This window comes from Pandoraea aquatica, assembly GCF_902459565.1.
GTDB lineage: Bacteria > Pseudomonadota > Gammaproteobacteria > Burkholderiales > Burkholderiaceae > Pandoraea > Pandoraea aquatica.
In genome coordinates this window covers 168,223-191,802 of the sequence record NZ_CABPSN010000004.1, presented here as the reverse complement: position 1 = coordinate 191,802, position 23,580 = coordinate 168,223, and the positions used below count along the sequence as shown (strand labels likewise).

Here is a 23,580-nt window from a genome sequence, read left to right as displayed (position 1 = left end):
CGCACGCCCCGCACGCGCCTCAGAACAGCGCCGCAGTCGTATCCACGGTTTCCGGCACGACGACACTGGCGTCGACACCGGCATTTTCCTTGAGCAGGAAGACGAGATGATGTCCGGAGAGCAGTTCGATGCGGCGGTCGCGCGCGAACTCCTCGACGCCGTCGTCGAACTCGCCGGTCGTGATCAGCATGCCGCGAGCAGCACCGATCTGTTGCATCTCGGAGAGCATCGCGCGCGCCGCCGTCAGCTCCAGCCGCGCGGTGCGATCCATCTCGCGGAAGATGTGCACGACGACGTCGCCACCGAAGATCGGATGCGGATCCCATGCGCGGCACGTCAGCATGCCCTCCTGCTCGCCAGGCACCAGCGGCGGCCCCTCGAAACCATGCGAGCGCAGCAGATGGAACATCACCTGCGTGAAGTCCTTGTCGCTGAGCGTCATCAGATTGAAGCGGCGATCGACGGCCACGTCGGCATCGGTGACGACTTGGGTCATGTCGACACCGGCGACCGGCGCGACCGGTTCCAGTGCGTCGGGTCGCGCCGACACGCGCGCGCCCAGCGCCGCCAGATGCGTGGCGGCATCGCCTTCGGTCAGCACAAGCGCCGCGAAATCGGCACGCGCAACATGCACGCTCGCGAGACAGATGCGCGCGTCGCCGTCGTTGGCATACAGGTTGAAGACAACGGCCGCCACGTGTCGCAACGGGTCGGCGGCAAACAACTCATGCAGCGAGCGCAGCACGATCTGTCGCAGCGCACCGGCATACACCTGAGCGCGCATCGCATCACCGGCAGGTGTGCCTTGCACGGTGTCTTCCGCCGCGTTGTAGTGATAGTCGATTGCCGTCGGCACGGCAGCGTCGAGTGTCGGCACGTCGTAGCCGATGGCCAGCAGCTTGAGGTTCTCGACGTAGTGTGCGGCGAGTGTTTGCTGGAACGCTTCCGGATACGGGCTGCGGCTGAGCACGATGCGCGCGTACCCCGTCACGGCAGCGGCTTCGCCGCGCAGCAGCGCGCCTTCGAAATCGGCTACGGCCGCGTTGTGACGGGTGCTCTCGGCGCGCGCGGCTTCCGTCGCCTTTTGCTGCGCGATCTGAAGGATCATCGATCCTTGGGTCCGGCGAATCTTCGACGCTTCGTATTCACGCTCCGCGTGGACAAACTCGCTGCGCGCCTTGGCGACAGCCTGCTCATAGCGCCCGGACGCGCCGGGCATCGCCAGCGCCAGTCGACCCGGCTTTTCAGGCGCGAACGTCTCCCACTCGGGCTTCGCCAGAATCTTCGGCAAATGTCGCGTATCGAGCACGGGCGGCGTATTGCGCGCACGCAGGTCGGCCGGGGGAATGCGCAGGTCACGAGTGAGACCGTCTGCGAGCAGGCGCTCCAGTCGCGCCACGTCGAACTTTGCGCGTGCGCCCTGCGCGGCGGCTTCTGCCTGCCGCCATGCCAGACGCAAGCGTTCGCTCGCGACCGGGTCGGCCGCCGGTGCCTCTTCCCACGCGCGCTGCGCCTGATCCAGCGCACGGACTTCCGCCAGCGAGCGGGCCTGCGATTGTGCGTGCTGCTGCTCGCGTGTGTGTGCTGCGCGCCAGAACTCGCGCGCCAGCCGATCGATGATGCTCTCGAATCCCCGATTCACTACTGCCCCCGCATGCAATTTTGATTTTGTTTTGACGAGCGAATTGACTGCCATACCTCGACCGTGCTCAGACCGTGGCCGAACTGCGCCAGGACGGTCTGTCTTTCTCCCGCTATCGTCATGCGGCCAAGCCATCCGCCGCCGACAATATCCGACAATTACGTAGGGGACGATTGTAGGACGTTGCCCCGGTTCGCCGCAAAAAAATCTTTGATTCTCAAGAGATCGGAGCATGTCACGGCTGCAACGCGAGCGTACTGACCGTCATCAAACCGCCATCGCTTATGGGCAAGCTTCAGGGTCAGGCACTGCCATCGCGCCGCATACTTGTCGGTCGGCTAACGCCGTCGGTCTTCGTGGCCTTCGTGGCATTCAATGAGGCACGTTTGCGGGTTTGCTTGCCAAACCGCGCTCAACGCCGCATGAATACCCCTCTTTTGGGACGCGCCCGTCTCCGGGACACCAATGGCGACTACCATGGCGCGGTCTCGCCGAACGTCGCCAAGTGTCAATTGCTGCCGACGTGCGGCTGTTGCCCCCTCTCTCCGAAATCGCGTCATGAACGAACTCGCTCCGAACGCCGGCCCCGCCACCACACCGGCCCCTGCCCCCGCCGCCCCCTCGATTCCCTGTCTGCGCACTGCGTGGTTCAGCGCGCTGGCCTGCCTGCTGCTCGCCCTCGTCGCCATTGTCTGGATCGACCGCCCGGTCGTCGACTTCGCCCATGCGCACACGCAAGGCACCCGCTGGATTCAGCACATTGCCGAGTTGCCTTCGCCGCTGTTCGTGTTGGCATGGCCGACGTTTCTGATCGTCGGCGCAGTGTTGTTTTTCCGGCGCAAGCTCCCGGCGTGGGCGGTCACGTTGTGGCTCGCTGCGGGGGCTGTCGGCGTTGGCAGTCTGGCCAAGCAAGCGTTGAAATTCGTCTTCGGACGCACCTGGCCCGCGACGTGGATTCATGAGAATCCGTCGTACTTGCGCGACGGTGTTTTCGAATTCCGGTTCTTCGGCGGCGGCAGCGCGGCGTTTGCGTCGTTCCCCTCCGGCCACCTCACCGTGATTCTCGCTTTCACAACCGTGCTCGCTCTGCGTCACCGCGTGCTTCGCGTGCCGTGCGCCATTGCCATTGCGCTGACGGCCTTCGGGCAACTCGCTGCCGCCTACCACTGGACGAGCGACGCGCTTGCCGGGGCCGCGCTCGGTATCGCCGTCGGCTCGCTCTTCGTGATGGCCTGGCAGCATTGGCAGGCCGGCCATCGCGCCTGAACGACGCCGACGACACGCCGGACAGTCCAGACAGCACCGCCTCCCCCGACACCACGATCCCGTGCATCTGCGCACGGGATCCCCGCATAATGGCGGCGGAAAACTAAAAATATGACCGCCGATCCACTGCTTCCTCTTCTCCCGCTCATCGCCGGTGCCTGCATCGGCGGCTTTGTCCAGGGCTTGTCCGGCTTTGCGTTCAGTCTGGTAGCGCTGTCGTTCTGGGCGTGGTCGCTGCCGCCCACGCTGGCAGGTCCGCTTGCCGCCTTCTGCTCGCTCGTCGGCCAGATCCTCGCGTTGCGCACGGTGCGTCGAGCCGTGCCGCTCGCGCGTCTTGCACCGTTCGTGCTGTGCGGGCTGGTGGGCGTGCCGGTTGGCGTGTGGATTCTGCGCTACCTCGATCCGGTTTGGTTTCGGGCGGGCATCGGCGCGATCCTCGTCGTCTACTGTTCGATCCTGTTGCTTGCGGCGCACCTGCCGCGCATTGCGCACGGCGGGCGCGCAGCCGACGGCGTCGTCGGGTTCATCGGCGGTGTCATGGGCGGCATCGGCGGGCTCGTTGGCGTAGTGCCCACGCTGTGGTGCACGCTGCGCGGATGGGACAAGGACATGCAGCGCGCCGTCATGCAGATTTTCTTCATCGTCATGCACACGCTCACCATCACGCTGTACGCCGTGCATGGCGTGATCACCACGCAGACGTTGCACGTGTTCGCGATTGCCGTGCCGTCGATGATCCTGCCGACGCTCGCAGGCGCGTGGGCTTACAAGTTCCTCTCCGATCACATGTTCCGGCGCATGGTGCTGGCGCTGCTGGCATGCTCCGGCGTGACGTTGCTCGTCGGCACGGTGCCCGAACTGTTGGCGCGATAAGACATCAACGCGACATAAACGCGACATCATCGCGGCGTCGCCGCAAGGACAAGCGAATACGCGCGCGTCGGGAACGCGTCCGATCCAAACGAGCATCAGGCCCCGGCGTTACGATGGGATTGTTCCCGTCGCTTGCCGGGCTCGCGCCCGCGCCCTTGCCATGTCTGCCGTAGCCTCGTTTCTCGATCGTGCCGCCGCAGGCAATGCGCTGGCCGAAGTACTCGCCACGCACGAGTTGCTCTGTCGATGTGCCCCGCCGCTCGTGCTGGCCATCCCGCGCGGTGGCGTGCCAGTGGCTATGCCGATCGCGCGCCAGTTGAACGGCACGCTCGACGTGCTGCTCGCGCACAAGCTGCGCGCGCCCCATCAGGCTGAACTTGCGGTCGGCGCAGTCGACGAGTTCGGCGGTATCTTTCTCGCCGACCATGCGCTCTCGCTCGGCGCGACCGGCACGTATCTCTCGCACGAGAGCGCCCGTCAGCGTGCGCTGATTCAACAGCGGCGTCAGGCCTACACGCCGGGACGCGGTGCACCGCACGTGACGGGACGCCCAGTTGTCATCGTCGACGACGGCATTGCGACGGGTGCCACGATGACCGCCGCGCTGCGGGCGATGCGACGACTGGGCGCGACGCCGCTCGTGGCCTGCGCACCGGTCGGCGCACGCGACGCCGTCACCCGTCTGAGCGCACTGGCCGATGCGGTCGTCTGCCTGGAAACGCCGCAGCCGTTCTATGCGGTCAGCGTGGCGTACAGCGATTTCGCGCAGACGGACGACGCCACCGTCGTGGCGTTGCTGGCGATGGCGGCGGATCGTCCTTGAGTCGTCATCCGTATCCGTCAGCGCGTGTCTGCCAGCTTCCACAAGCCACCGTCACGCCAACCTCTGCAACGATGCCCTGGCATCCGGCATTGCCCGCCGTAGCGGCGCACCCCGCGATTGCACTACACTTGAGCCTGCTGCGCGTCGCGTATCGGTCGGCTCACCTTGAGTCACCACGACCGGTACGTCCCGAATCACGAGCGCGCGGCATGCGCCGCCTCTTGCCCCTCAGTGTCGATGGAGCCTGTGATGACGACGTCCCTGATTCTTAACGTGATCGGTCCGGATCGCCCGGGTCTGGTCAATGCGATCGCCGATCGCGCCACCGCTGCCGGTGCCAACTGGCTGGAAAGCCGTCTCGCCAATCTTGCCGGCCAGTTCGCGGGCATCATCCACCTTCAGGTTCCCGACGAGCACACCGAAGCGCTCACCCAAGCACTGCACGCGCTTCAGACGCACGGCCTGCAAATTTCCGTCACCCACGCGCAAAGCGCCGCCGCCGATCCGGGCGCGCGGGCCCTTCAGCTCGATCTGGTCGGACAGGACCATCCGGGCATCGTCAAGGAAATCTCGCACGTGCTGTTCACGCGCGGCATCTCCATCGACGAACTCGCTACCGAGTGCGTCGAGGGTTCGATGTCGGGCGGCACACTGTTTCGCGCGACGGCGCGCCTGCACGTGCCTGCGAGCGTGAGCACCGATGCACTGCGTGAGGTTCTGGAAAGCCTGGCCGACGACCTGATGGTCGATGTCGAACTCGATTCGCCGCCTGGTGCGTGAGCGCGCGCCGATGAAGCGAGTCTTCCTGTTCCTGCTCGGGGCGGTGGCCATCGTCGCCCTGTTGTCTTTGCTGCCCCTGCCGTTCGAGCGCCAGACGCATGTCGTCACCGTGGTCACGCTGCGCGCCCCGCCGCAAGCCGTCTACGACTATGTGACGACGCCCGCGAACTGGCCGAAATGGCATCCGGCATCGCTTGCGGTGCAAGGCATGACCGATCATCCGCTGACGGTCGGGGAGGAAGTGGCCGAAGAGTTTCGGCTCGCGGGGCGTCACGGCATCCTTCACTGGAAGGTCGTGGAGGCTAAGCCGCCGTTGGAGTGGCGCATCGAAGGCGAGGTCAACCGGCGTCCGTCGGGCGCGGTGCGCTACACCCTGACGCCGGACGGCACGGGCACGCGTTTCAAGCGCGACTTCATGTATCGCACCCCGAATCTGCTGTTCCTGATCCTCGATCCGGTCTTTATTGGCCCGCGCATGCGTGCCGAATCGGCGCAGGGGGCCAAGCAGCTTGAGCAGATGTTCGAGGCACTCGCGCCGGGCGTGCCGTCACCGGCCTCCGTGCCCGAAGCCGCCAGCAGCGCCGGGCAGTGAGCGCCGCCCTGCCCTTTTCTTCCTTCCCGGACGATTACTCGTTGAAGGTTGCCGCCATCGTCTCGGCGGCACTCTGAAGTTCGGGCAGGAACGTCATGAGCTTTTCGAGCGTGCAGTGCTGCGCGCTTGCCTGCACGGCGATGGCTGCACACGCGCGGTTGCGATCGAGCATTACCGGCACCGCGACGGCAATCATGCCCGGCACGTGCTCTTCGTTGTTGGTGCCGACCCGGCGCTTGCGCGTCTCGACGAGTTCCTCACGCAAATCTTCCAGATCGGTGATCGTGTTCTCCGCACGGGGACGCAGCGGCAGGTGCGCGATCAGCTTCTCGCGCCGCGCTCTCGGCAGGAACGCCAGCAACAGCTTGCCGCTGGCCGTGCAGTGCAGGGGCACGCGCGAGCCGGGCGAGAGCTTGAGCTGACGCGACCAGTCGGTCTCCACACGATCCAGATAGACGAGGTCGTCGCCCGACAGCATCGACAGATTGCAGGTCTCGCCCAGCTTGTCGACCAGTTGCTGAAGCACGGCATGGCGCGCCGCCGCCGGCCCCACGTGCATCAACGCATTGACGGCCATGGCGCGCACGCGCGAAGACGGCTCGTAGTGACGGCTGCCTGCCTCACGGGTCACGAGCCACGCGGCTTCGAGTTGTTTGAGGATGCGATGCACTGTCTGCTTGGGCAGACCGATTGCGGCGACGATCTCCGCAAGTGTCATCGGCGCGCCTGAGGCGCTGAGGATTTCGAGAATACGAAATGCGCGGACGGCCGCGGCGTTCGACTGATTGCTCATGCCGGTTGGGTCTCGGGTTCGAGTTGTGTTCTAGATCGTTATCGCTCGCGGCGGCTCCCTCCAGTCTCACATCGACACGCCACCGCATCAGCCCGCTCCCAAGCTTCTACGCCGCCGTGCCGTCGCGCCGCGACGTCCCGTTTTCCGCATTCTAGTGCCAATCGTCTATTCAGACGATTGGAGATAAACCCGGAGATTTGCCTGATATTTCATACCAGCAGGCAATGACGGCCGATCCACGGTGTTCGAGGACTGTCTGCGGTCGATGCCACAGCCCCGCCCCGAACCTCCGAACCCTGACGCCTGGGCGATTACGACTGCCCCGACAACACGCGCAGACGGTGGATCAGGCTGGACGTGTCCCAGCGCGATCCGCCCAGCGCCTGAACGTCGCCATAGAACTGATCGACGAGCGCCGTGACCGGCAACGACACGCCATTGCGCTGCGCTTCGGCCAGACACAAACCGAGGTCCTTGCGCATCCAGTCCACCGCGAAGCCGTAATCGAATTTGCCGTCGATCATCGTCTGGCCGCGATTGTCCATCTGCCAACTGGCGGCTGCGCCCTTATTAATGACGTCGAGCACGAGCGGCATGTCCAGCCCGGCGCGCTGGCCGAAGTTAATGGCTTCCGACAGCCCCTGCACCAGTCCGGCGATACAGATCTGGTTCACCATCTTGGCCAGTTGGCCCGCGCCCGCTTCACCGATGCGGGTGACGGCACGGCCATAGGCACCGAGCGTGGCGGACACGCGGTCGAACGCCGGAGCGTCGCCGCCGCACATGATCGTGAGCACACCGTTCTTGGCACCCGCTTCGCCGCCGGAGACCGGGGCGTCGACGAAATGCAGGCCCTTCTCACGCGCGACGGCGTACAGCTCGCGCGCCACATCTGCCGAGGCCGTGGTGTGGTCGACGAAGACGGCGTCCGCCTTCATGCCCGCGAATGCACCATGCTCGCCGAGCACGATGCTGCGCAGGTCATCGTCGTTGCCCACGCAGGCGGCCACGATGTCGGCGTCGCGCACGGCCTCGGCAGGCGTGGCCGCTGCATGGCCGCCGTACTCCTTGGCCCATTGCTGCGCCTTGGCCGCCGTACGGTTATAGACCGTTACCGAGTGACCGGCACGTTGCAGATGGCCAGCCATCGGGTATCCCATCACGCCCAGACCGAGGAAAGCGACGCGAAGGGAGGCAGAGGTGGAGGCGGCGGGAGATTGCGTTGTGGGGGAAGTCAATTCAAGGGCCTCGCAGGTTGGATCACTATGAGCGACCGGAGGGCACGCAGTGCAGGCGTGCGCACACGGCGGTCTTGTCTGAAATACAGGGGGCTTGCGAGCCGTCATTATAGAGACGGCCGCCACTCGTACGCCAGCGCCATCCCCCGTCGCACGGGGCATCGCGACGATTTCGCCCCAGTTTGGTGCCCGCAAGGACGGTCCGGACGGGTTGCAATAATCGCTCGTAACAATCGGGGGTTCCGGCCTGTTTGAAAAATTGTGTTTCCGTGACTGGCGTTACCGCTCCGTTCCGATACAATGCGCGGCATGGCTGATTTTGATACCCGTTGGTCAATTCGCGTTTACTACGAGGACACGGACGCCGGAGGCGTCGTCTTCTACGCCAACTATCTGAAATTCTTCGAACGGGCCCGAACCGAGTGGCTCCGTTCGCTCGGCATCGAGCAACTTGAACTGGCCCGCAATACCGGAATGATCTTTATTGTGCGCGCCACGGCACTCGATTACCTGAGCCCCGCCCGGCTCGACGATCTCGTCGTCATCAAGAGCCGTATCGAACGAATTGGCGGTGCTTCCGTCGACTTCCTTCAGGAAGCCTGGCGCGACGCGCCTGACGGCAGCAGCGAACTGTTGGCGCGCGGCAGCATCAAAATCGGCTGCGTGGCCGCAGACACGTTGCGCCCCGGCAAGATGCCCGCGCACGTGCGCGACGCCATGCAATCGGCAGCCAGGACGGCTCAAGCCTTAGCGGATGCGACTGCCCGATCGGCAGCCGCCTGAAGCCAGGAAAATAATTCCGGTCAGTCAATAACCACACCATGCCCGATCAAGACCTTTCCATCATTTCGCTGGTCATGCATGCCAGCGTGCTCGCCCAGGCAGTCATGGGCCTGCTGCTGCTGCTCTCGCTGCTCTCGTGGACGCACATCTTCCGCAAGATCTTCGCGATCCGTCGCGCGCGCGCCCAGACCGAGCGCTTCGAGCGCGACTTCTGGTCCGGCGGCGATCTTCAGGCGCTGTATCAAAGCGCGCTGAACAACCGTCATCAGACCGGTGCGCTGGAACGCATCTTCGAATCGGGCATGCGCGAATACATCAAGGCAAGCGAGAAAGGTCTGAACGATCCGCACGCCATTCTGGACGGTGCGCGCCGTGCGATGCGGGCTTGCTATCAACGTGAAATGGACTCGCTCGAAGCGAATCTGCCGTTCCTCGCGTCGGTCGGCTCGGTCAGCCCGTACATTGGTCTGTTCGGTACGGTGTGGGGTATCATGAACGCTTTCCGCGGCCTCTCGAACGTGCAACAGGCAACGCTCGCCAACGTGGCGCCGGGTATCGCGGAAGCGCTGGTGGCGACTGCCATCGGTCTGTTCGCCGCTATCCCTGCCGTGGTTGCCTACAACCGCTTCGCCACCGACATCGACCGGCTGTCGATCCGCTTCGAGAGTTTCGTCGAAGAGTTCTCCAACATCCTGCAACGGCAGATTCACTAAGCATTCCGGGAGCGCCGAGACATGGCAGGTTCTATGCGCAACGCTCGCCGCGGCCGTCGCGCCATGGCGGACATCAACGTCGTACCGTACATCGACGTGATGCTGGTGCTGCTCGTCATCTTCATGGTGGCTGCCCCGCTGGTCGCGCCGTCGATCGTCAATCTGCCGAGCGTCGCCAACGCGAGCCCGCAGCAGCAGACGCCGCCGGTGGTCGTCAATATCGAAGCGGACAATCGCATGCTGGTGCGTTACAAGGATGGTGAAAACACCATCGAGCAACGCATGAGCGCGGGCGATCTGACCGGTTTCCTGCAAGGCCGTCAGGCGGCGAATCCGGATCAGCCGGTCGTCATCGCCGCCGACAAGTCGGTGCGGTATGAAATCGTCATGAACGTGATGTCCGATCTCAAGGCTCAGGGCGTGAAACGCGTGGGCCTGCTCGTCAAGCAGAAATGAGTCGCACTGTAGCTCGCTCCGACCTTCCCATCGGTCCGCGCAAGGATGAGCGCGGCACGGGACGGGCATTCCTTCTCGCGCTGTTCATGCATGCGCTGCTGTTCGCGCTGCTCTTCTACGGCATGCGCTGGCAGAACAGCTCGCCCGCCGGTTCCGAAGCGGAACTGTGGACGCCGACCGAAGTGGCCGAACCCACGCCGCCCGTCGTGACGCCGCCGCCCACGCCGGCCCCGCCGGCCGTGGCCGCACCGACGCCGCCGGCCGAAGACGCCGACATCGCCCTCCAGCAGAAAAAGCGCAAGCAGGAACAGCAGGCCGCCGAACAGGCGCGTCTGCTCGAAGCGCAGCAGGAGAAGGCGCGTCAGGAAGCGCTCAAGCAGAAGCAACTTGCCGAACAGCAGGCGGCCGCCGAACTCGCCCGCAAAAAGGCGGCAGCAGACGAAGCGGCGCGTCAGCAGAAGCTGGCCGACCAGAAGAAGGCTGACGAACAGAAACGTCAGAAGGAAGAAGACGCCAAGAAGGCCGAACAATTGAAGCAGCAACAATTGGCAGACGCACAGAAGAAAGCGGATGCCGAGAAGAAGGCTGCGGAAGACAAGGCTGCCAAGGCCAAGGCCGCGAAGGAAGCGGCGGCGCAGAAGGCGGCAGACGCGGCACGTTCCGAGCGTCTGGCCTCGTTGCGCGGCATGGCGGGTGGCACTCCGGGCGCGACCGGCAACGGTCTGGGCTCGCAGGCAGGCGGTACCGGCTCGGGCGCCGGCGGCACGGCATCGGCGGGCTACGCCGACCGGGTGCGCGCCAAGGTCAAGCCGAATATCGCTTATGGTGGCGACACCGAGGGCAATCCCACGGCGGTCGTGACGGTACGTCTGGCGCCGGATGGCAGCGTACTGTCGATGCAGCTGGCCAAGTCGAGCGGCAACCCTGCGTGGGACGCCGCCGTACAGGCCGCCATCACCAAATCCGATCCGTTGCCGCGCGACACGAACGGCAAAGCCCCCCCGACCGTCAACCTGCGCTTCAGTCCAAAAAACTGAGTGTGTTGTCAAACGGGAACGAAAACCGAGCGATGCAAGTCCATTTTCATTCGAATGTGGTAAAAATGGCCCTTGCAACGCGTAACTGACCAATCGAACGCATGCGAATCTCCAGTCAATATGCATGGCGTGCGCTGGTGGCCACCTGGCTCACCGCGGCTTGCACGATCGCCCATGCGCAGACACCGCTGACCGTCGACATTACGGGCGTCGGCTCCAACCGATACCCGATCGCCGTGTCGACCTTCAAGGGCACGGCGCCGACGGATATCGTCGCCGTCGTCAAGGCCGACCTGAGCAATAGCGGTCGCTTCAATCAGATCGATACCGGTGGTGCCACCGTTGGCGTGGACGATTCGGTCGATCTCGGCACCTGGCGCGCCAAGGGCGCAAACGCTTTCGTCTCCGGCACCATCACGCCGGCAGGTAACGGCAACTTCCAGGTCAGCTTCCGTCTTTACGATGCCGTGAACGGCCAGCCGCTCGGCGGCCTGGCGCTCACCTCGTCGCAAGCCAACCTGCGTCTGACCGCGCACAAGATCGCCGACTATATCTACCAGAAGTTGCTGGGCGATCGCGGCGTGTTCGCCACGCGTCTGTCGTACGTGCTGCACAACGGCCCGAACTACCAGCTTCAGATTTCCGACTCCGACGGTCAGGACGCACGCGTCGCCCTGAACAGCCGCGAGCCGATCATCTCGCCGGCCTGGTCGCCGGACGGCACGAAGGTCGCTTACGTCTCCTTCGAGAAGCGCAAGCCGGTCGTGTACATCCACGATCTGCCGAGCGGCCGCCGTGCCGTGCTCGCCAACGAGCGTGGCAACAACTCGGCACCGTCGTGGTCGCCGGACGGCAGCAAGCTGGCCGTGGCCCTCTCGCGCGACGGCAACACGCAGATCTATCAGGTCAACGCCAATGGCGGTGGTCTCAAGCGTCTGTCGCGCAGCGGCGCAATCGACACCGAACCGCAGTATTCCCCGGACGGCAAATGGATTTACTTCACGAGCGATCGTGGAGGTGGTCCGCAAATCTACAAGATGCCGGCCGGTGGCGAGAGTGAAGGCGGCGCGCAGCGCGTGACCTTCAAGGGGAGTTACAACGTCAGCCCGCGAATCAGTCCCGACGGCAAGTTGCTCGCGTTCATCGCGCGTCAGGGTGGCGGATTCAAGCTGAGCGTGCAGGATATGAGCACTGGCGATGTTACGGCTCTGACCGACACCAGCCACGACGAGTCACCGAGTTTTGCCGCGAACGGCAAGTACATTCTTTATGCAACGCAGTCCGGGGGCCGGAAGGTTCTCGCGGCAGTCTCGGTGGACGGGCAAACCCGGCAGATTCTTCAGGTTCGAGGAGGGGAAGTTCGCGAACCCTCCTGGGGCCCTTTCATGCAATAACATCAACAGCAACATCAAACGGAGGCTCATATGAGTTCCCTGCTTCGTAATATCCTCGCCATCTCTTCGCTGGCCGCTCTGGCCGCTTGCTCGTCGGGCGTGAAGCTCGACGACCAGGCTAACGCCAACAAGGGTCAGACCACGACCGACGCACGTGCCGTCGCCCCCGTCGACGCATCGGCTGACGAATTGAACAACCCGAACGGCCCGCTCGCCAAGCGCAGCGTGTACTTCGGTTTCGATTCGTACAGCGTCGATTCGCAATACACCCCGCTGCTCCAGGCTCACTCGGCCTTCCTGTCGAAGTACTCGCAACGTCACGTGCTGCTGCAAGGCAACACCGACCCGCGCGGTACGAGCGAGTACAACCTGGCACTGGGCCAGAAGCGTGCTGAAGCCGTCCTGAAGACCATGACGGCACTGGGCGCCAACGCCAGCCAGATGGAAGCCGTGTCGCTGGGCAAGGAAAAGGCTACGGGTACCGACGAAGCCACCTGGGCCCAAGATCGTCGCGTCGACCTGGCTTATTGATTGAATCGTCATGACGTCTCGTTTGCTTAAAAACATGATCTGCGCGGTGACGCTCGGCACTTCGGTGCTGAGCCCGCTCGCGCATGCCGGATTGTTCGACGACGACGAGGCGCGCAAAGCGATCCTCGATATCCGCAGCCGTCTGGATTCGGACAAGCAGCGGATCGAGGGGCTCACGCGCAACGTGCTGGATTTGAACAACCAGATCCAGCAGTTGCAACGTGATCTGGCCGATCAACGCGGCCAGAATGAAGATCTGAAGAACCAGCTTGCGAACCTGCAACAGAGTCAAAAGGATTTCTACAACGACCTCGATGGCCGTCTGAAGAAATTCGAACCGCAGCAGATGACCGTCGGCGGCGTGACCGGCACCGTCCAACCGGGCGAGAAGGAAGTTTTCGACGCCGCGCTGACGAAATTCCGCAACGGTGACTACAAGGGTGCGCAAACGGATTTCCGGACCTTCACGGCGAAGTATCCTGCCAGCCCGTATCAACCCGAAGCCCAGTTCTGGCTTGGCAATGCGCAGTACGCCAACAAGGATCTGAAGGGTTCGACTGCGACGCTGCAAGGGATCGTGACGAAGTACCCGACGAGCCCGAAGGCTGCCGAGGCCATGCTGGCGATTGCCAGCAACCAGGCAGAATCCGGGCAGACTGCGGCAGCAAAGAAAACGTTGCAGGATCTGGTGGCCAAGTACCCGGACACCGAATCGGCAGCGGAGGCCAAGAAGCGCGCGGCCAAGCTGAAGTAAGACGCCCCCTGAGAGGTTGTGCGAACCAACCTTCCGTGTGAGGTCACTCGTCAAACGAACGACGCCGCCCCTGGGCGGCGTTGTCGTTTCCGGCGTGCACTTTCCGAGCTGGGCATGACCTCAAGTAGAATACGGACTTTCCAAACGTTCGAGGCTCGGCGTCTCAGGGGATGCGTGTGGACCGACAGTGTCCTGCACGTCATGGCGACCGTACCCGCGATGTGATCGTGCACGCGTTGCGCATCACGTCTGATAACAACACTGCCGGCCGCGCCCCGTGGCTCGCGTCAACGTATCGAACGGCCAGCCCGGCCGCTATCGTCTTCTCGCCTCATGACCGACGTCGATCTGAACGCCCTCTCCCACACTGTGGTGTGGCTCACCTTTGGCCTGGCCTTCGTGTTTGGCGCTGTGCTCCAACGCACGCATTTCTGCACGATGGGCGCACTCTCCGACATCGTGAACATCGGCGACTGGAACCGCATGCGCATGTGGTGGCTTGCCATCGGCGTTGCGACCATCGGCACGGGGGTGCTCGCCTCGCAGGGCATCGTCGATCCGGTCAAGGCGATTTACACGACGCCGCGCTTCACCTGGCTCTCGTATCTCGTCGGCGGCTGGTTCTTCGGTTTCGGCATGGTGCTCGCGTCGGGCTGCGGCAGCAAGACGCTCGTGCGCATCGGCGGCGGCAATCTGAAATCGTTGCTCGTCTTCGTGATGATCGGCGTGTCGGCGTACATGACGCTCAAGGGCTTGTTCGCCGTCTTCCGCGTAGCAGCACTCGATAGCGTGCAGACGACGTTTGCGACGTCACAGGATCTGCCCACGCTTCTTGGCGGCCTGTTCGGCGGCGACGTGCACCGTGCGCAGCTGGTGCTCGGCCTGATCGGCGGCGGCGTATTCGTGATCGCGGCCGTTGCCCGGCGCGAGTTCTGGACGTTCGACAATCTGCTCGGCGGGCTGGTGGTGGGTGCAATCATCGTGGCGCTCTGGTATGTCTCGGGCAAGATCGGTTACGTCGCCGAGAATCCGAACACGCTCGAAGAGAGTTTCGTCGCAACAAACTCCGGCAAGATGGAAGCACTGTCGTTCGTCTCGCCGCTGGCTTATACGCTGTATTGGCTGATGATGTGGAGCGACACGAGCAACGTGATCACGCTGGGGATTTCGAGCGTGCTGGGCGTGATTGCCGGTTCGTTCGTGTACGCCCTCGTGTCGCGCACCTTCCGTTGGGAAGGTTTCCACGGGACGGAAGACACGGCCAATCACATGGTCGGCGGCGCGTTGATGGGATTCGGTGGCGTGACGGCACTGGGATGCACGGTCGGACAAGGGCTCTCGGGCGTGTCGACGCTGGCGGTCGGCTCGTTTGTCGCCATCGCGGCGATTCTGGTGGGCGGCGTCTGCGCGTTCAAGTATCAGATGTGGCGCATTGAGCGCAGTGTTTGAACGTAATTCGCGCGCAACTGCGAGAAACGGCCCCGAAATGGACACATCCACGTCACAGAAGTCTTGACACTATAACGACCGCGACGCTATAATCTTTTTCTTCGTTGGGTCGTTAGCTCAGCTGGTAGAGCAGCGGACTTTTAATCCGTTGGTCGCAGGTTCGAATCCCGCACGGCCTACCAAACGAATACAAGGGGTTGCGAGAAATCGCAACCCCTTTTCTTTTTTGCTCGCGTGGACTTTTCTGATCTCGCCGCACTTTCCATCGCTTCGATGCAGGTGATGCCTCTATGCAATACCAGAGACATCACAATCGCGACGCCATCGATTATCGATGCTTGATCATCCCGAGTATTGCATTCGATAGCTCGTTCCCTTCGATGCCCACGCGATCCACTGCATCGAAGTGGTGGCCGTCACGCTGACGCACAATCTGAACATCCAGCCCATGATCGTCCAGAAGCGTCTGAAACTGCGCTTGTAGCCGATGAAACTCGTCTGACTCGTCTCCGCCCACGCTGAGAATGTAAGGCAACGGCACACGCGGAAGATGTCGGATCGGGCTGAAGTCGGCGACCTCGCGTTCATTGAGCTGCACCGCCTTGTTCAGATAGCACCGGCGAATCGGCTCGAGATCGTAGAGTCCGCTAATCGCACACGCCCCCTTGATCAAATCCACCGGCGCGTCGTAAGACGTCCAGTCGGTGCCGGCCAATGCCGCCGTCAGATGACCACCGGCCGAGCTACCGCATACAAAGATCGCGTCACCATCGACCCCAAGGTCCGCCGCATTTCTATACAGGTGCAATACAGCCTGTCGATTGTCCTCGACGATATCCCCCATACGAACGGCAGGCGCCAGACGGTAGTTCACAACCACGAAGTTGATGTCGTTGGCCTGATAGAGACCGGCGAGCGCGCTGAAATCCGACTTATCCAGCGATTGCCAGTAGCCGCCATGAATGAACACCAGGGTCGGTCTACCAGTACGTTGAGCAGGGAACAGGTCGTAGGTCTGCTTATCGTCGGGGCCATATGCCACATCCTCGCGGACCGTATTTGCTCTGCGAAATGCTTCACTTGTAACAGCCCATCGAGAGAAGATCTCGAGATGATCGGGAATGCCTGCGCGAACGTTGTATTGACGATCCAGCGCCTCTTGATCAAATGAACGGTAAACCGTCATGCTAGCCTCACTATTCGAAATTGAAGTTGATCTTCCGCCGCGTTACTCCGGCGCGAAAAGCGAATCTAAGACGGATGCGCTACAGCTGCGCGCGAGTAAGTGTCAATCTATGCCGAGGTCACGCCATGTTCGGGAAGAGTGAAAATCGAGAGGACTACCAGCTCATCAAACGCCCTGTGGGAGGCATGGCGCGCGACTTACCCGATCGGTACTTCATCGACCATCACGAGCACGTCCGAGGTCAATTGATCTATGCATGTTCGGGCTCCATCATCGTGACCACCGCAAAAGGCAACTGGGTTGTCCCCCCACTGCGCGCGGTTTGGGTTCCGCCGAAAGTGAGGCACTGCATGCAAGCTGTGGGCCCTATCGAGATGCGTACGCTGTATTTCGACGCCGATCACGTACCGCTTCGCGCCAGCGATTGTTGCGTGATATCGGTTTCGCCTCTGCTACGCGAGCTCATCGAAGCCGTCACAAGAATGCCAGTCGACTACGATATCGAGGGAAGAGACGCAGCCGTTGTGAACCTGCTGTATCACGAGATCAGACCGCTCCGCATTGAGCCTCTGTACCTTCCGATGCCATCGGACGAACGTATTGCCCGTATCTGCAGATGGATTCTGTCGAACCCTGCCGAAGAAACGTCCGTCGCCGCATGGAGTCAAGTCGTAGGCGCGAGCGAGCGCACGATCATCCGCTTGTTTCCGGAGCAAACCGGCATGACGTTCACAAGATGGCGGCAGCAAGCCCGACTGCTCGCGGCGGTTCAGATGCTCAGTGCGCAACGCTCTGTGACGGACATTGCATCGTCGCTCGGCTATGACAGTACGAGCGCGTTCAGCGCCATGTTCCGCAAAGCGCTCGGATGCACACCAACCGAGTTTTTCAAAACCGCCGGCTCCTGATGCGAATTGGCGTAATCGCGACACACGTCTGCACCACCGCCACATTTTCTCCTTTTTGAATCCTCCAGAATGAATGGGCAGCCGCACTTGCGGCGCCTTTCTGGAGATCAAATGAGCATCTACAAACGCATCGCCGAAGCAGAACTCGCCCTGCCGCAACTTTCGGTGACATCTGCGCCCTTCAAACCTTTCAAACTGCACGAGAACACACTGATCGTATCGGGGCAATTACCGGTGCGCGACGGCGCACCTGCCTGGACCGGTAAGGTGCCGGCTGACGTGTCCACCGACGACGCGCGCAACGCCGCGAGACTTTGCGTCATGAACATACTCGGATGGGTCCACGTTGCCACGGACGGGCAATTGGATCGCGTGAAGCATGTGCTGCGCGTTGGCGGCTTTGTTGCGACGTCGGAAGGATTTGCAGACGCGCCGTCAATCGTGAACGCAGCATCGGAGCTGCTGACACAACTCTTCGGCGAGGCAGGTGAACATGCACGAATCGCCATCGGCGTCGCAAGCCTTCCGTTCAACGCGCCCGTGGAAATCGAGGCCACGTTCGTGCTCGCCCCATGAACGCCGCCACTGGTTACGCCGACGTACTTGTCGGACTGCAATATGGTGACGAGGGAAAAGCAAAAATCGTCGACAGACTTGCTGGCGATTACGACATCCTCGCGCGTTTTAACGGCGGCGCAAACGCTGGTCATACAGTGGATTCACCCCAAGGCCGTGCCCGACTTGCCCAAGTGCCTTCCGGCGTGTTTCATCCGAAGACGTTGCTTTACATCGGATCGGGATGCGTGGTCAATCTGACGAAGCTGTCGGATGAGATCGATACGCTAGCCAACATCGGCATCGGGCTCCATGACCGTCTGTTTGTCAGCGAGGAATGCGCGTTGATTCAACCCGCTCATCTGGAATTCGATGCTGGGAACGGGGCGGACATCGGTACGACCGGCAATGGCGTCGGGCCGTGTTACGCAGGCCTGGCCCTCCGTTCGCATCGTGGTGTACGAACTGCGCTTCAGGTTCGCGATCTGATTGTGGATGAAGCCTGGACGTTCGCGCAAATGGCGCAGTATGCGTCCCTGAGCGGAAACGCCCCGGAAGACGAGACGTCCAGAGCGTTGACCATCGCCACCATGCGCGAAGCCTGGGAGCGCTTGCGAGACACGATCACTGTGGTGGATTCCCAGTGGATCACTCGCAAAGTCATGGACGGCGCGAGAGTACTTTTCGAAGGCGCGCAGTCTGTCATGCTCGATGTCACAGCAGGAGCGCAACCGTACGTCACGTCCAGTCACACGTCGCCGTCGTTCGCTTTTGTCGGGGGCGACCTTCCCTGCAAGTATCACCGTAAGACGATCGGCGTCGCGAAAGCGATCGTTTCTCGCGTCGGCTCGGGGCCGTTTCGCTCAGAGTTCGGGGGCGCACGGTCAGCGCGATACTGCGCCGACGCCGCGCTTCAGGGCATCGGCTGGCGAGAGGAAACGAATCGGTTCGACCCCGACGCCCTGCTCAGTTCAGACGACGATTTTTCCGTCGGCATTGCGCTTCGTATTTTGACGCGCGAGTACGGCACCGGTAGCGGACGCCCGCGTCGCCTCGGACGGCTGGATCTTGCCCAGTTGGCTGAGGTGGTGAAGCGACATGGCGTGGACGAGCTCTATCTGAACAAGTGTGACTGCCTATCCCTTTTCTCGAAGACGCGCGACGGCCAGATCCCCGTGCTCGTGAACGCTCCCGGTGCCGGCACATTGGCGCCCGAGCTCCGGCACTTTCCCGCTTTCGACGCATTGCCCACGACGCTGAACGCCTTCACGGAGCTTCCGCGCACGCTGCAGAAGCTGCTCCAGACGATTCAAAAGTTCAGCGAAAGCCGCCTCGTCGGAATCGGCTTTGGACCCGGCCGTGAGCAGCTACTTACCATCACCGAAGGAGACATCAGCCATGACACCTGACTACCTCGACAACGAGATGCGACGGACCGATCTCGCGTGGAGTGACTGGCCCGCCATCGAAGCATTCTTGCAAGACGAACTGATTTGTCGTGCGGCAGTCAACGACGACCCGTTTCCTTACGTGGTGCCACAAAGTTTCACCTTTACGGGTGACGCGTTTCTGATCCACTGCTCTCGATTCGGGACATTCTCCCGACTCATTCAACAAGATCCGCACGTTGTGATCGCCATCGATCGTCCTGTCGCTCTCTTGAAAGCGCCCAAAGGCCAAAACACGAGCCTTGAGTACTACAGCGTTATCGCACGGTGTCGGGCCATGACCAGTCTCGACACGCATCATGTGATTGCACACCAAAATGAAGCGCTGGCAAAGTTCCGCCCAGAAAACGACTACACCGCCATAGAGCCCGCCGCCGCGAATCAGATAATGGCCATCCGTTGCCGCATCGAGAGCCTCAGCGCAAAAAAGCGCATTCTGGCCGACGGCCAGTACTCGCCGCCCGGTCAACCTAGAGCCCCGTATCTTCGCTATGCGTTCGAGCGGGGTGCGTGCGCCTCCGGCTTACCCGAGGAAGCATTCGATCCTCATCGTTTCGGTCGCAGTCAATAGTCTTTCCACTCATGCTGAACGAGCGCCAGCCATGCCTGGCTGAAATTTGAAAGGAGTATCACGACTCACATTGGCGTAACTTCGATTGCTTACGACATTTTCCAGCGCGCCGCCCGAGTTTTGGCGCACGACATTGATACGGCCAGCACCGAAATTGGGTGCTGACGAATTCAACGAGACGCGCAAATGGAGAGAGTCGTATGCAAATGCAATCGATTGAAGTGAGCAGAGTTTCGGCAGCACAACGTTTGGAACGATTGCCGGTGTGTGGATATCACCGATGGCTATTTCTGGTGATATCGCTGGCATTTTTCTTCGACAACATTGATCTCGCAACCATGGCGTTCCTGCTGGGCTCGATCAAAGCCGACTTCGCGCTCACGAACGTGCAAGCGGGCATGATTGGTAGCGCGAGCTTTGTTGGCATGGCTATCGGCGCCATCTGCTCGGGTGTTGCCGCCGACCGATTCGGACGAAAGCCGGTGTTTCAGATCAGCATGCTGGTTTGGGGTGCCGGCAGTGCGTTGTGCGCGCTGGCACCGGGACCGGTAGCGCTCGGCGCTTGCCGGGTTCTGCTTGGCATTGGCATGGGGATGGAGTTGCCGCTTGCACAGACTCTGTTGTCCGAGTTCATTCCGACCCAAAAGCGCGGCAAATACCTCGCGCTGATGGATGGAAATTGGCCTCTCGCATTCATCTGCGCCGGCCTCCTTTCCTACGCCATACTGGCCCAACACAGCTGGCGTGTTCTGTTCGCCCTGGAAGCCGCACCGGCCCTATTTCTCTTCGCGGTTCGTCGATATGTGCCCGAGTCGGCCCGCTGGCTCGAATCTCAAGGGCGATACGCCGAAGCCGACGAAGTCGTAGCCAACATTGAGCGGTCTGTGATGCGCAGGCTCGGCTTGGACACTTTGCCGTCGATTTCACCTACGCCGGTAGAACCCATCGCAGGCGGGCGCGGCCTACGCGTCATCTGGTCGGCAAACTATCGGGTGCGCACCCTTGTCGTCGGGGGCTTATGGTTCTTCGCGCTACTGGGATTTTACGGGTTGAACACTTGGCTGGGCGCGCTGCAACAAGCCGCTGGAATCGCGGTAACGAAGTCCGTGTTGTTTACGGTTTACATATCACTGGGTGGCATTCCTGGGTTCCTCGCCGCGGCCTGGGCGGTAGAGCGGATCGGACGAAAGTTGACGTGCGTCACCACCCTCGCGGGTGGCGCAATCGCGACATACGTCTTCGGGCAACTGTTGCAGGTTGCCGCTGCCGAATGGGCAATTTATGCGGCTGGGGCATGCATGCAGTTTTTTGCTTTTGGCATGTGGGCCGTTTTGTATGCTTACACGCCGGAGCTGTTTCCCTCCAGAGCGCGCGCCACAGGTTGTGGATATGCATCGCTCTGCGGTCGAATCGGTGCTTTGCTTGGACCGACCCTCGTGGGCGCCATCGTTACCTGGTCGACGAGCGATGCAGTGTTTCTCTTTTCGGCGACCTGCTTCGGCATCGCTGCGGCGTGCGTTTGGTGCTTCGGCATAGAGACTAGGGGATCTCAACTCGAGACAGTGTCAACGTGATGTGAGCTTCGGTTGGGGGGCACTCATATCTCCCCAACCAAATAGCATTCAATTCATCGAGCATTCGGCGCAGTGCCCGCGATCGCCGGGCACGACGCTGGCAACGCGCGGTCGAACAATACGGCGAGACCGCAGGCAGATGTGAACATGCCGAGTCCGTCGTGTCCGACGCCGGGCACTTCTACGACCTTCTGCTTGAGGCCATCCGGATGTCGCTTCTTCAGATAGTCGAAATAAGCTAACCCTCGTGCGAGCCGGTACGGGCCCTGCGCCATTCCTGCGCATGAACGATCGATGAAGTGCGTGTACGGATTCGTGTCGGCCTGCCCGAGCAGGTACACGACATCGCGTGCAACGTAACGCGTTTCGAGGTCGCGCACGTCCTGCGACGCCACGTAGGGAGGTGCCGACTTCAAGCCGTACTTCCATTGCGTCGCACGCGGGCAGGCACCGTTCGCCATTACCTGACTATTCGGCCGCTCATCGTCGAAATACAGATAGCTCGACGGATTCGCCACCACATAGCGCAACGCAATGCCGACACGGGCGAGTGAATCCCCCTCGCGCCCTGTCACGGCATAGCGCTGCAACAACTGCGCGCCGGCAGAATGCCCCATCACGACGACGGTCGACAGCGACGGATACAAGCTGCGGTTGGCGAAATGCGCGAGCAGCGCATCGAGCGCCTCGAACGAGCTGATGGGTACCGGCTTACGCGCCGGCTCGCCCCCTTTCCATCCTTCCTGCGACCATGCGAGTGTCGATGCCGGCAATGAAAACGCCCGCGTGTCGGCGGGCGTCAGAAACTGGGGTGCGACGACCATCGTGCTGTTACGGGGCACGTCGGCCTTCCCGATTACCTGGAGTCCCGAGGCGTAATACGTGTCGGCATTGCGCAGCGTGCCGTGAATGACGATAAACACGCGCGTGACGTCGGGTGCTGCCTGATCGATCGGATGGTCCGCGTAGACGGGCAACAGGCCACTACCGTGCGACGTATCGACAGCGATGCGCTGATCGGCGACGGCCTTAACAGGTGCGTTGAGACGCGCTCGTTCGGCAGACGTCGCCGCGTGGGCTGGATGTGCGCCGCTGAGCACGCCTATGAGAACGCTGGCGCTCACAAACGGAACACCCCACTTCAGGACGTTGTCGACAAACCTCGTCAGCGACGGCCGCAAGGGTGCAAACGCAACAGAAACGAGTGGCATAGTGATGGCCCGGTTGAATTGGACGGAACACGAAAGATACGGTGCAAGCACCAGCGTAGCTTACCTCGCCGGCTGCCCCGTCACTCGCCCGCCCCGCCCTCAATCACTGCACCATCCGGCTATACCCCGCCAGCTTCGGCAACATCTGCGCATACACCGCCGGGTTTCCGGCGACGATCTCGCCGAGACGCAGGAAATCGCCTCCACCCGCGTAATCGCCCACTCGGCCACCCGCTTCCGTGATCAGAAGACTCCCGGCGGCCATGTCCCACGCGTTCACGCCCTGCTCGAAAAAGCCGTCGAGCCGACCGGCGGCGACGTTCGCGAGATCCAGTGCACATGCCCCCGGGCGTCGCAGCCCCGCACAGGCACCGCTCATCTCAATAAACAGGCGCGTGTACGTCTCGACATCGTCCGTCTCCCGGAACGGGAAGCCGGTGCCGATCAGTCCGTCGGCCAGTTCCGCCCGCTCGCCCACACGGATCGGACGCTCATTCAGAAACGCCCCGCCGCCGCGCGTCGCCGTGAACAGCTCGTTCGCGTTCGGGTCGTAGACCACCGCCTGAACCACCTCGCCCCGATACGCCAGCGCAATCGACACGCAGTAGTACGGAAAGCCGTGGATAAAGTTCGTCGTGCCGTCCAGCGGGTCGATGATCCACTCGAAGTCGGAACTGCTCGCCTCACGCCCCGACTCTTCCGCCAGAATCGCATGATCCGGATAGGCTCGCCGAAGCATGTCGATGATCGCCGCCTCGGACGCTTTGTCCACTTCCGTCACGAAATCGTTGTGCTGCTTCTTGCTGACGGTGAGCCGGTTGAGATCGCCCGAGGCGCGATGGATGATCTGTGCCGCGCCGAGCGCAGCATGGATCGCGACATTAAGCATGGGATGCATGGAACGAATTCCTGATGAAAAACGGCGGCGACAGCCGCCCGGGGGATAAAGCGAAACCCAAACGTGCGTAATGGGGCATCAATGCGGGGGCATCAATGCGGGAGC

The 23,580-nt window shown here is 62.2% G+C and carries 24 protein-coding genes and 1 tRNA gene; 19 read left to right on the top strand and 6 right to left on the bottom strand.

Annotation, left to right across the window (positions count from 1 at the left end):
• Window positions 1-19 precede the first annotated feature (19 nt).
• Complete coding sequence (locus tag PAQ31011_RS15190) at window positions 20-1,642, bottom strand: restriction endonuclease (RefSeq protein ID WP_174990137.1); 1,623 nt, start codon at window positions 1,640-1,642, stop codon at window positions 20-22.
• A gap of 558 nt (window positions 1,643-2,200) precedes the next feature.
• Here PAQ31011_RS15190 and PAQ31011_RS15185 point away from each other — a divergent pair.
• The 5 genes from PAQ31011_RS15185 (at window position 2,201) to PAQ31011_RS15165 (ending at window position 5,976) form a co-directional block, all read left to right on the top strand.
• Window positions 2,201-2,908 (top strand): phosphatase PAP2 family protein, encoded by a 708-nt coding sequence (locus tag PAQ31011_RS15185; protein ID WP_174990136.1) that lies wholly within the window; start codon window positions 2,201-2,203, stop codon window positions 2,906-2,908.
• 111 nt (window positions 2,909-3,019) lie between these two features.
• A complete protein-coding gene (locus tag PAQ31011_RS15180; RefSeq protein ID WP_150576632.1) occupies window positions 3,020-3,781 on the top strand; it encodes a sulfite exporter TauE/SafE family protein in 762 nt (253 codons plus the stop codon).
• Window positions 3,782-3,941: 160 nt separating this feature from the next.
• Window positions 3,942-4,604: a phosphoribosyltransferase gene (locus PAQ31011_RS15175; RefSeq protein WP_150576631.1), complete on the top strand. Its 663-nt coding sequence runs from the start codon at window positions 3,942-3,944 to the stop codon at window positions 4,602-4,604.
• A gap of 249 nt (window positions 4,605-4,853) precedes the next feature.
• Window positions 4,854-5,384, top strand: coding sequence for a glycine cleavage system transcriptional repressor (locus tag PAQ31011_RS15170; protein WP_150576630.1), 531 nt, complete (start codon window positions 4,854-4,856; stop codon window positions 5,382-5,384).
• Window positions 5,353-5,976, top strand: coding sequence for an SRPBCC family protein (locus tag PAQ31011_RS15165; protein ID WP_150576629.1), 624 nt, complete (start codon window positions 5,353-5,355; stop codon window positions 5,974-5,976). The genes PAQ31011_RS15170 and PAQ31011_RS15165 overlap by 32 nt, the downstream gene beginning before the upstream one ends.
• A 34-nt stretch (window positions 5,977-6,010) precedes the next feature.
• Here the strand turns inward: PAQ31011_RS15165 and PAQ31011_RS15160 are convergent, their stop codons facing one another.
• Window positions 6,011-6,769, bottom strand: coding sequence for an IclR family transcriptional regulator (locus PAQ31011_RS15160; RefSeq protein ID WP_150576628.1), 759 nt, complete (start codon window positions 6,767-6,769; stop codon window positions 6,011-6,013).
• Between the two features lie 311 nt (window positions 6,770-7,080).
• Window positions 7,081-8,007 carry an NAD(P)-dependent oxidoreductase gene (locus PAQ31011_RS15155; protein ID WP_281350007.1) on the bottom strand — a complete coding sequence of 309 codons (927 nt, stop codon included), beginning with the start codon at window positions 8,005-8,007 and terminating at the stop codon, window positions 7,081-7,083.
• 300 nt (window positions 8,008-8,307) lie between these two features.
• On the opposite strand from PAQ31011_RS15155, the gene ybgC reads away from it, so the two are divergent.
• From ybgC to PAQ31011_RS15110, 9 genes are all read left to right on the top strand, one after another.
• The gene (ybgC, locus tag PAQ31011_RS15150) at window positions 8,308-8,790 is read left to right on the top strand and encodes a tol-pal system-associated acyl-CoA thioesterase (RefSeq protein WP_150576626.1); all 483 of its coding nucleotides are present in this window, start codon (window positions 8,308-8,310) and stop codon (window positions 8,788-8,790) included.
• Window positions 8,791-8,828: 38 nt separating this feature from the next.
• Complete coding sequence (gene tolQ / locus PAQ31011_RS15145) at window positions 8,829-9,503, top strand: protein TolQ (RefSeq protein ID WP_039399508.1); 675 nt, start codon at window positions 8,829-8,831, stop codon at window positions 9,501-9,503.
• Window positions 9,504-9,524: 21 nt separating this feature from the next.
• A complete protein-coding gene (gene tolR / locus PAQ31011_RS15140) occupies window positions 9,525-9,959 on the top strand; it encodes a protein TolR (protein WP_046291400.1) in 435 nt (144 codons plus the stop codon).
• Entirely contained in the window at window positions 9,956-10,996 is a 1,041-nt protein-coding gene (gene tolA / locus PAQ31011_RS15135) for a cell envelope integrity protein TolA (RefSeq protein WP_150576625.1), read from the top strand. The genes tolR and tolA overlap by 4 nt, the downstream gene beginning before the upstream one ends.
• Before the next feature lie 101 nt (window positions 10,997-11,097).
• The gene (tolB, locus tag PAQ31011_RS15130) at window positions 11,098-12,390 is read left to right on the top strand and encodes a Tol-Pal system beta propeller repeat protein TolB (protein WP_039399511.1); all 1,293 of its coding nucleotides are present in this window, start codon (window positions 11,098-11,100) and stop codon (window positions 12,388-12,390) included.
• 30 nt (window positions 12,391-12,420) lie between these two features.
• Window positions 12,421-12,921: an OmpA family protein gene (locus PAQ31011_RS15125; protein WP_039399513.1), complete on the top strand. Its 501-nt coding sequence runs from the start codon at window positions 12,421-12,423 to the stop codon at window positions 12,919-12,921.
• A gap of 10 nt (window positions 12,922-12,931) precedes the next feature.
• Window positions 12,932-13,675: a tol-pal system protein YbgF gene (gene ybgF, locus PAQ31011_RS15120; protein ID WP_246179597.1), complete on the top strand. Its 744-nt coding sequence runs from the start codon at window positions 12,932-12,934 to the stop codon at window positions 13,673-13,675.
• 333 nt (window positions 13,676-14,008) lie between these two features.
• On the top strand, window positions 14,009-15,124 hold the full coding sequence (locus PAQ31011_RS15115) for a YeeE/YedE family protein (RefSeq protein WP_150576624.1): 1,116 nt from the start codon (window positions 14,009-14,011) through the stop codon (window positions 15,122-15,124).
• Between the two features lie 106 nt (window positions 15,125-15,230).
• Window positions 15,231-15,306: transfer RNA gene (locus PAQ31011_RS15110), tRNA-Lys, on the top strand.
• A gap of 146 nt (window positions 15,307-15,452) precedes the next feature.
• On the opposite strand, the gene PAQ31011_RS15105 is transcribed toward PAQ31011_RS15110, so the two are convergent.
• The gene (locus tag PAQ31011_RS15105; RefSeq protein WP_150576623.1) at window positions 15,453-16,310 is read right to left on the bottom strand and encodes an alpha/beta hydrolase; all 858 of its coding nucleotides are present in this window, start codon (window positions 16,308-16,310) and stop codon (window positions 15,453-15,455) included.
• A gap of 125 nt (window positions 16,311-16,435) precedes the next feature.
• Between PAQ31011_RS15105 and PAQ31011_RS15100 the strand changes: the two genes are divergently transcribed.
• The 5 genes from PAQ31011_RS15100 to PAQ31011_RS15080 all read left to right on the top strand — a co-directional run bounded on the left by PAQ31011_RS15100 (window position 16,436) and on the right by PAQ31011_RS15080 (window position 21,366).
• Window positions 16,436-17,218 carry an AraC family transcriptional regulator gene (locus tag PAQ31011_RS15100; RefSeq protein WP_150576622.1) on the top strand — a complete coding sequence of 261 codons (783 nt, stop codon included), beginning with the start codon at window positions 16,436-16,438 and terminating at the stop codon, window positions 17,216-17,218.
• A gap of 111 nt (window positions 17,219-17,329) precedes the next feature.
• Window positions 17,330-17,794 carry a RidA family protein gene (locus PAQ31011_RS15095; RefSeq protein WP_150576621.1) on the top strand — a complete coding sequence of 155 codons (465 nt, stop codon included), beginning with the start codon at window positions 17,330-17,332 and terminating at the stop codon, window positions 17,792-17,794.
• Window positions 17,791-19,182 carry an adenylosuccinate synthetase gene (locus tag PAQ31011_RS15090; protein ID WP_150576620.1) on the top strand — a complete coding sequence of 464 codons (1,392 nt, stop codon included), beginning with the start codon at window positions 17,791-17,793 and terminating at the stop codon, window positions 19,180-19,182. Before PAQ31011_RS15095 ends, PAQ31011_RS15090 begins: the two co-directional genes overlap by 4 nt.
• Window positions 19,172-19,792: a pyridoxamine 5'-phosphate oxidase family protein gene (locus tag PAQ31011_RS15085; RefSeq protein WP_174990135.1), complete on the top strand. Its 621-nt coding sequence runs from the start codon at window positions 19,172-19,174 to the stop codon at window positions 19,790-19,792. The genes PAQ31011_RS15090 and PAQ31011_RS15085 overlap by 11 nt, the downstream gene beginning before the upstream one ends.
• A gap of 200 nt (window positions 19,793-19,992) precedes the next feature.
• Window positions 19,993-21,366, top strand: coding sequence for an MFS transporter (locus PAQ31011_RS15080; protein WP_150576619.1), 1,374 nt, complete (start codon window positions 19,993-19,995; stop codon window positions 21,364-21,366).
• Between the two features lie 53 nt (window positions 21,367-21,419).
• On the opposite strand, the gene PAQ31011_RS15075 is transcribed toward PAQ31011_RS15080, so the two are convergent.
• Window positions 21,420-22,577, bottom strand: a complete 1,158-nt coding sequence (locus PAQ31011_RS15075; RefSeq protein ID WP_150576618.1) for an alpha/beta fold hydrolase — start codon at window positions 22,575-22,577, stop codon at window positions 21,420-21,422.
• Between the two features lie 103 nt (window positions 22,578-22,680).
• Window positions 22,681-23,475, bottom strand: coding sequence for an inositol monophosphatase family protein (locus PAQ31011_RS15070; RefSeq protein ID WP_150576617.1), 795 nt, complete (start codon window positions 23,473-23,475; stop codon window positions 22,681-22,683).
• Window positions 23,476-23,580: the final 105 nt, after the last annotated feature.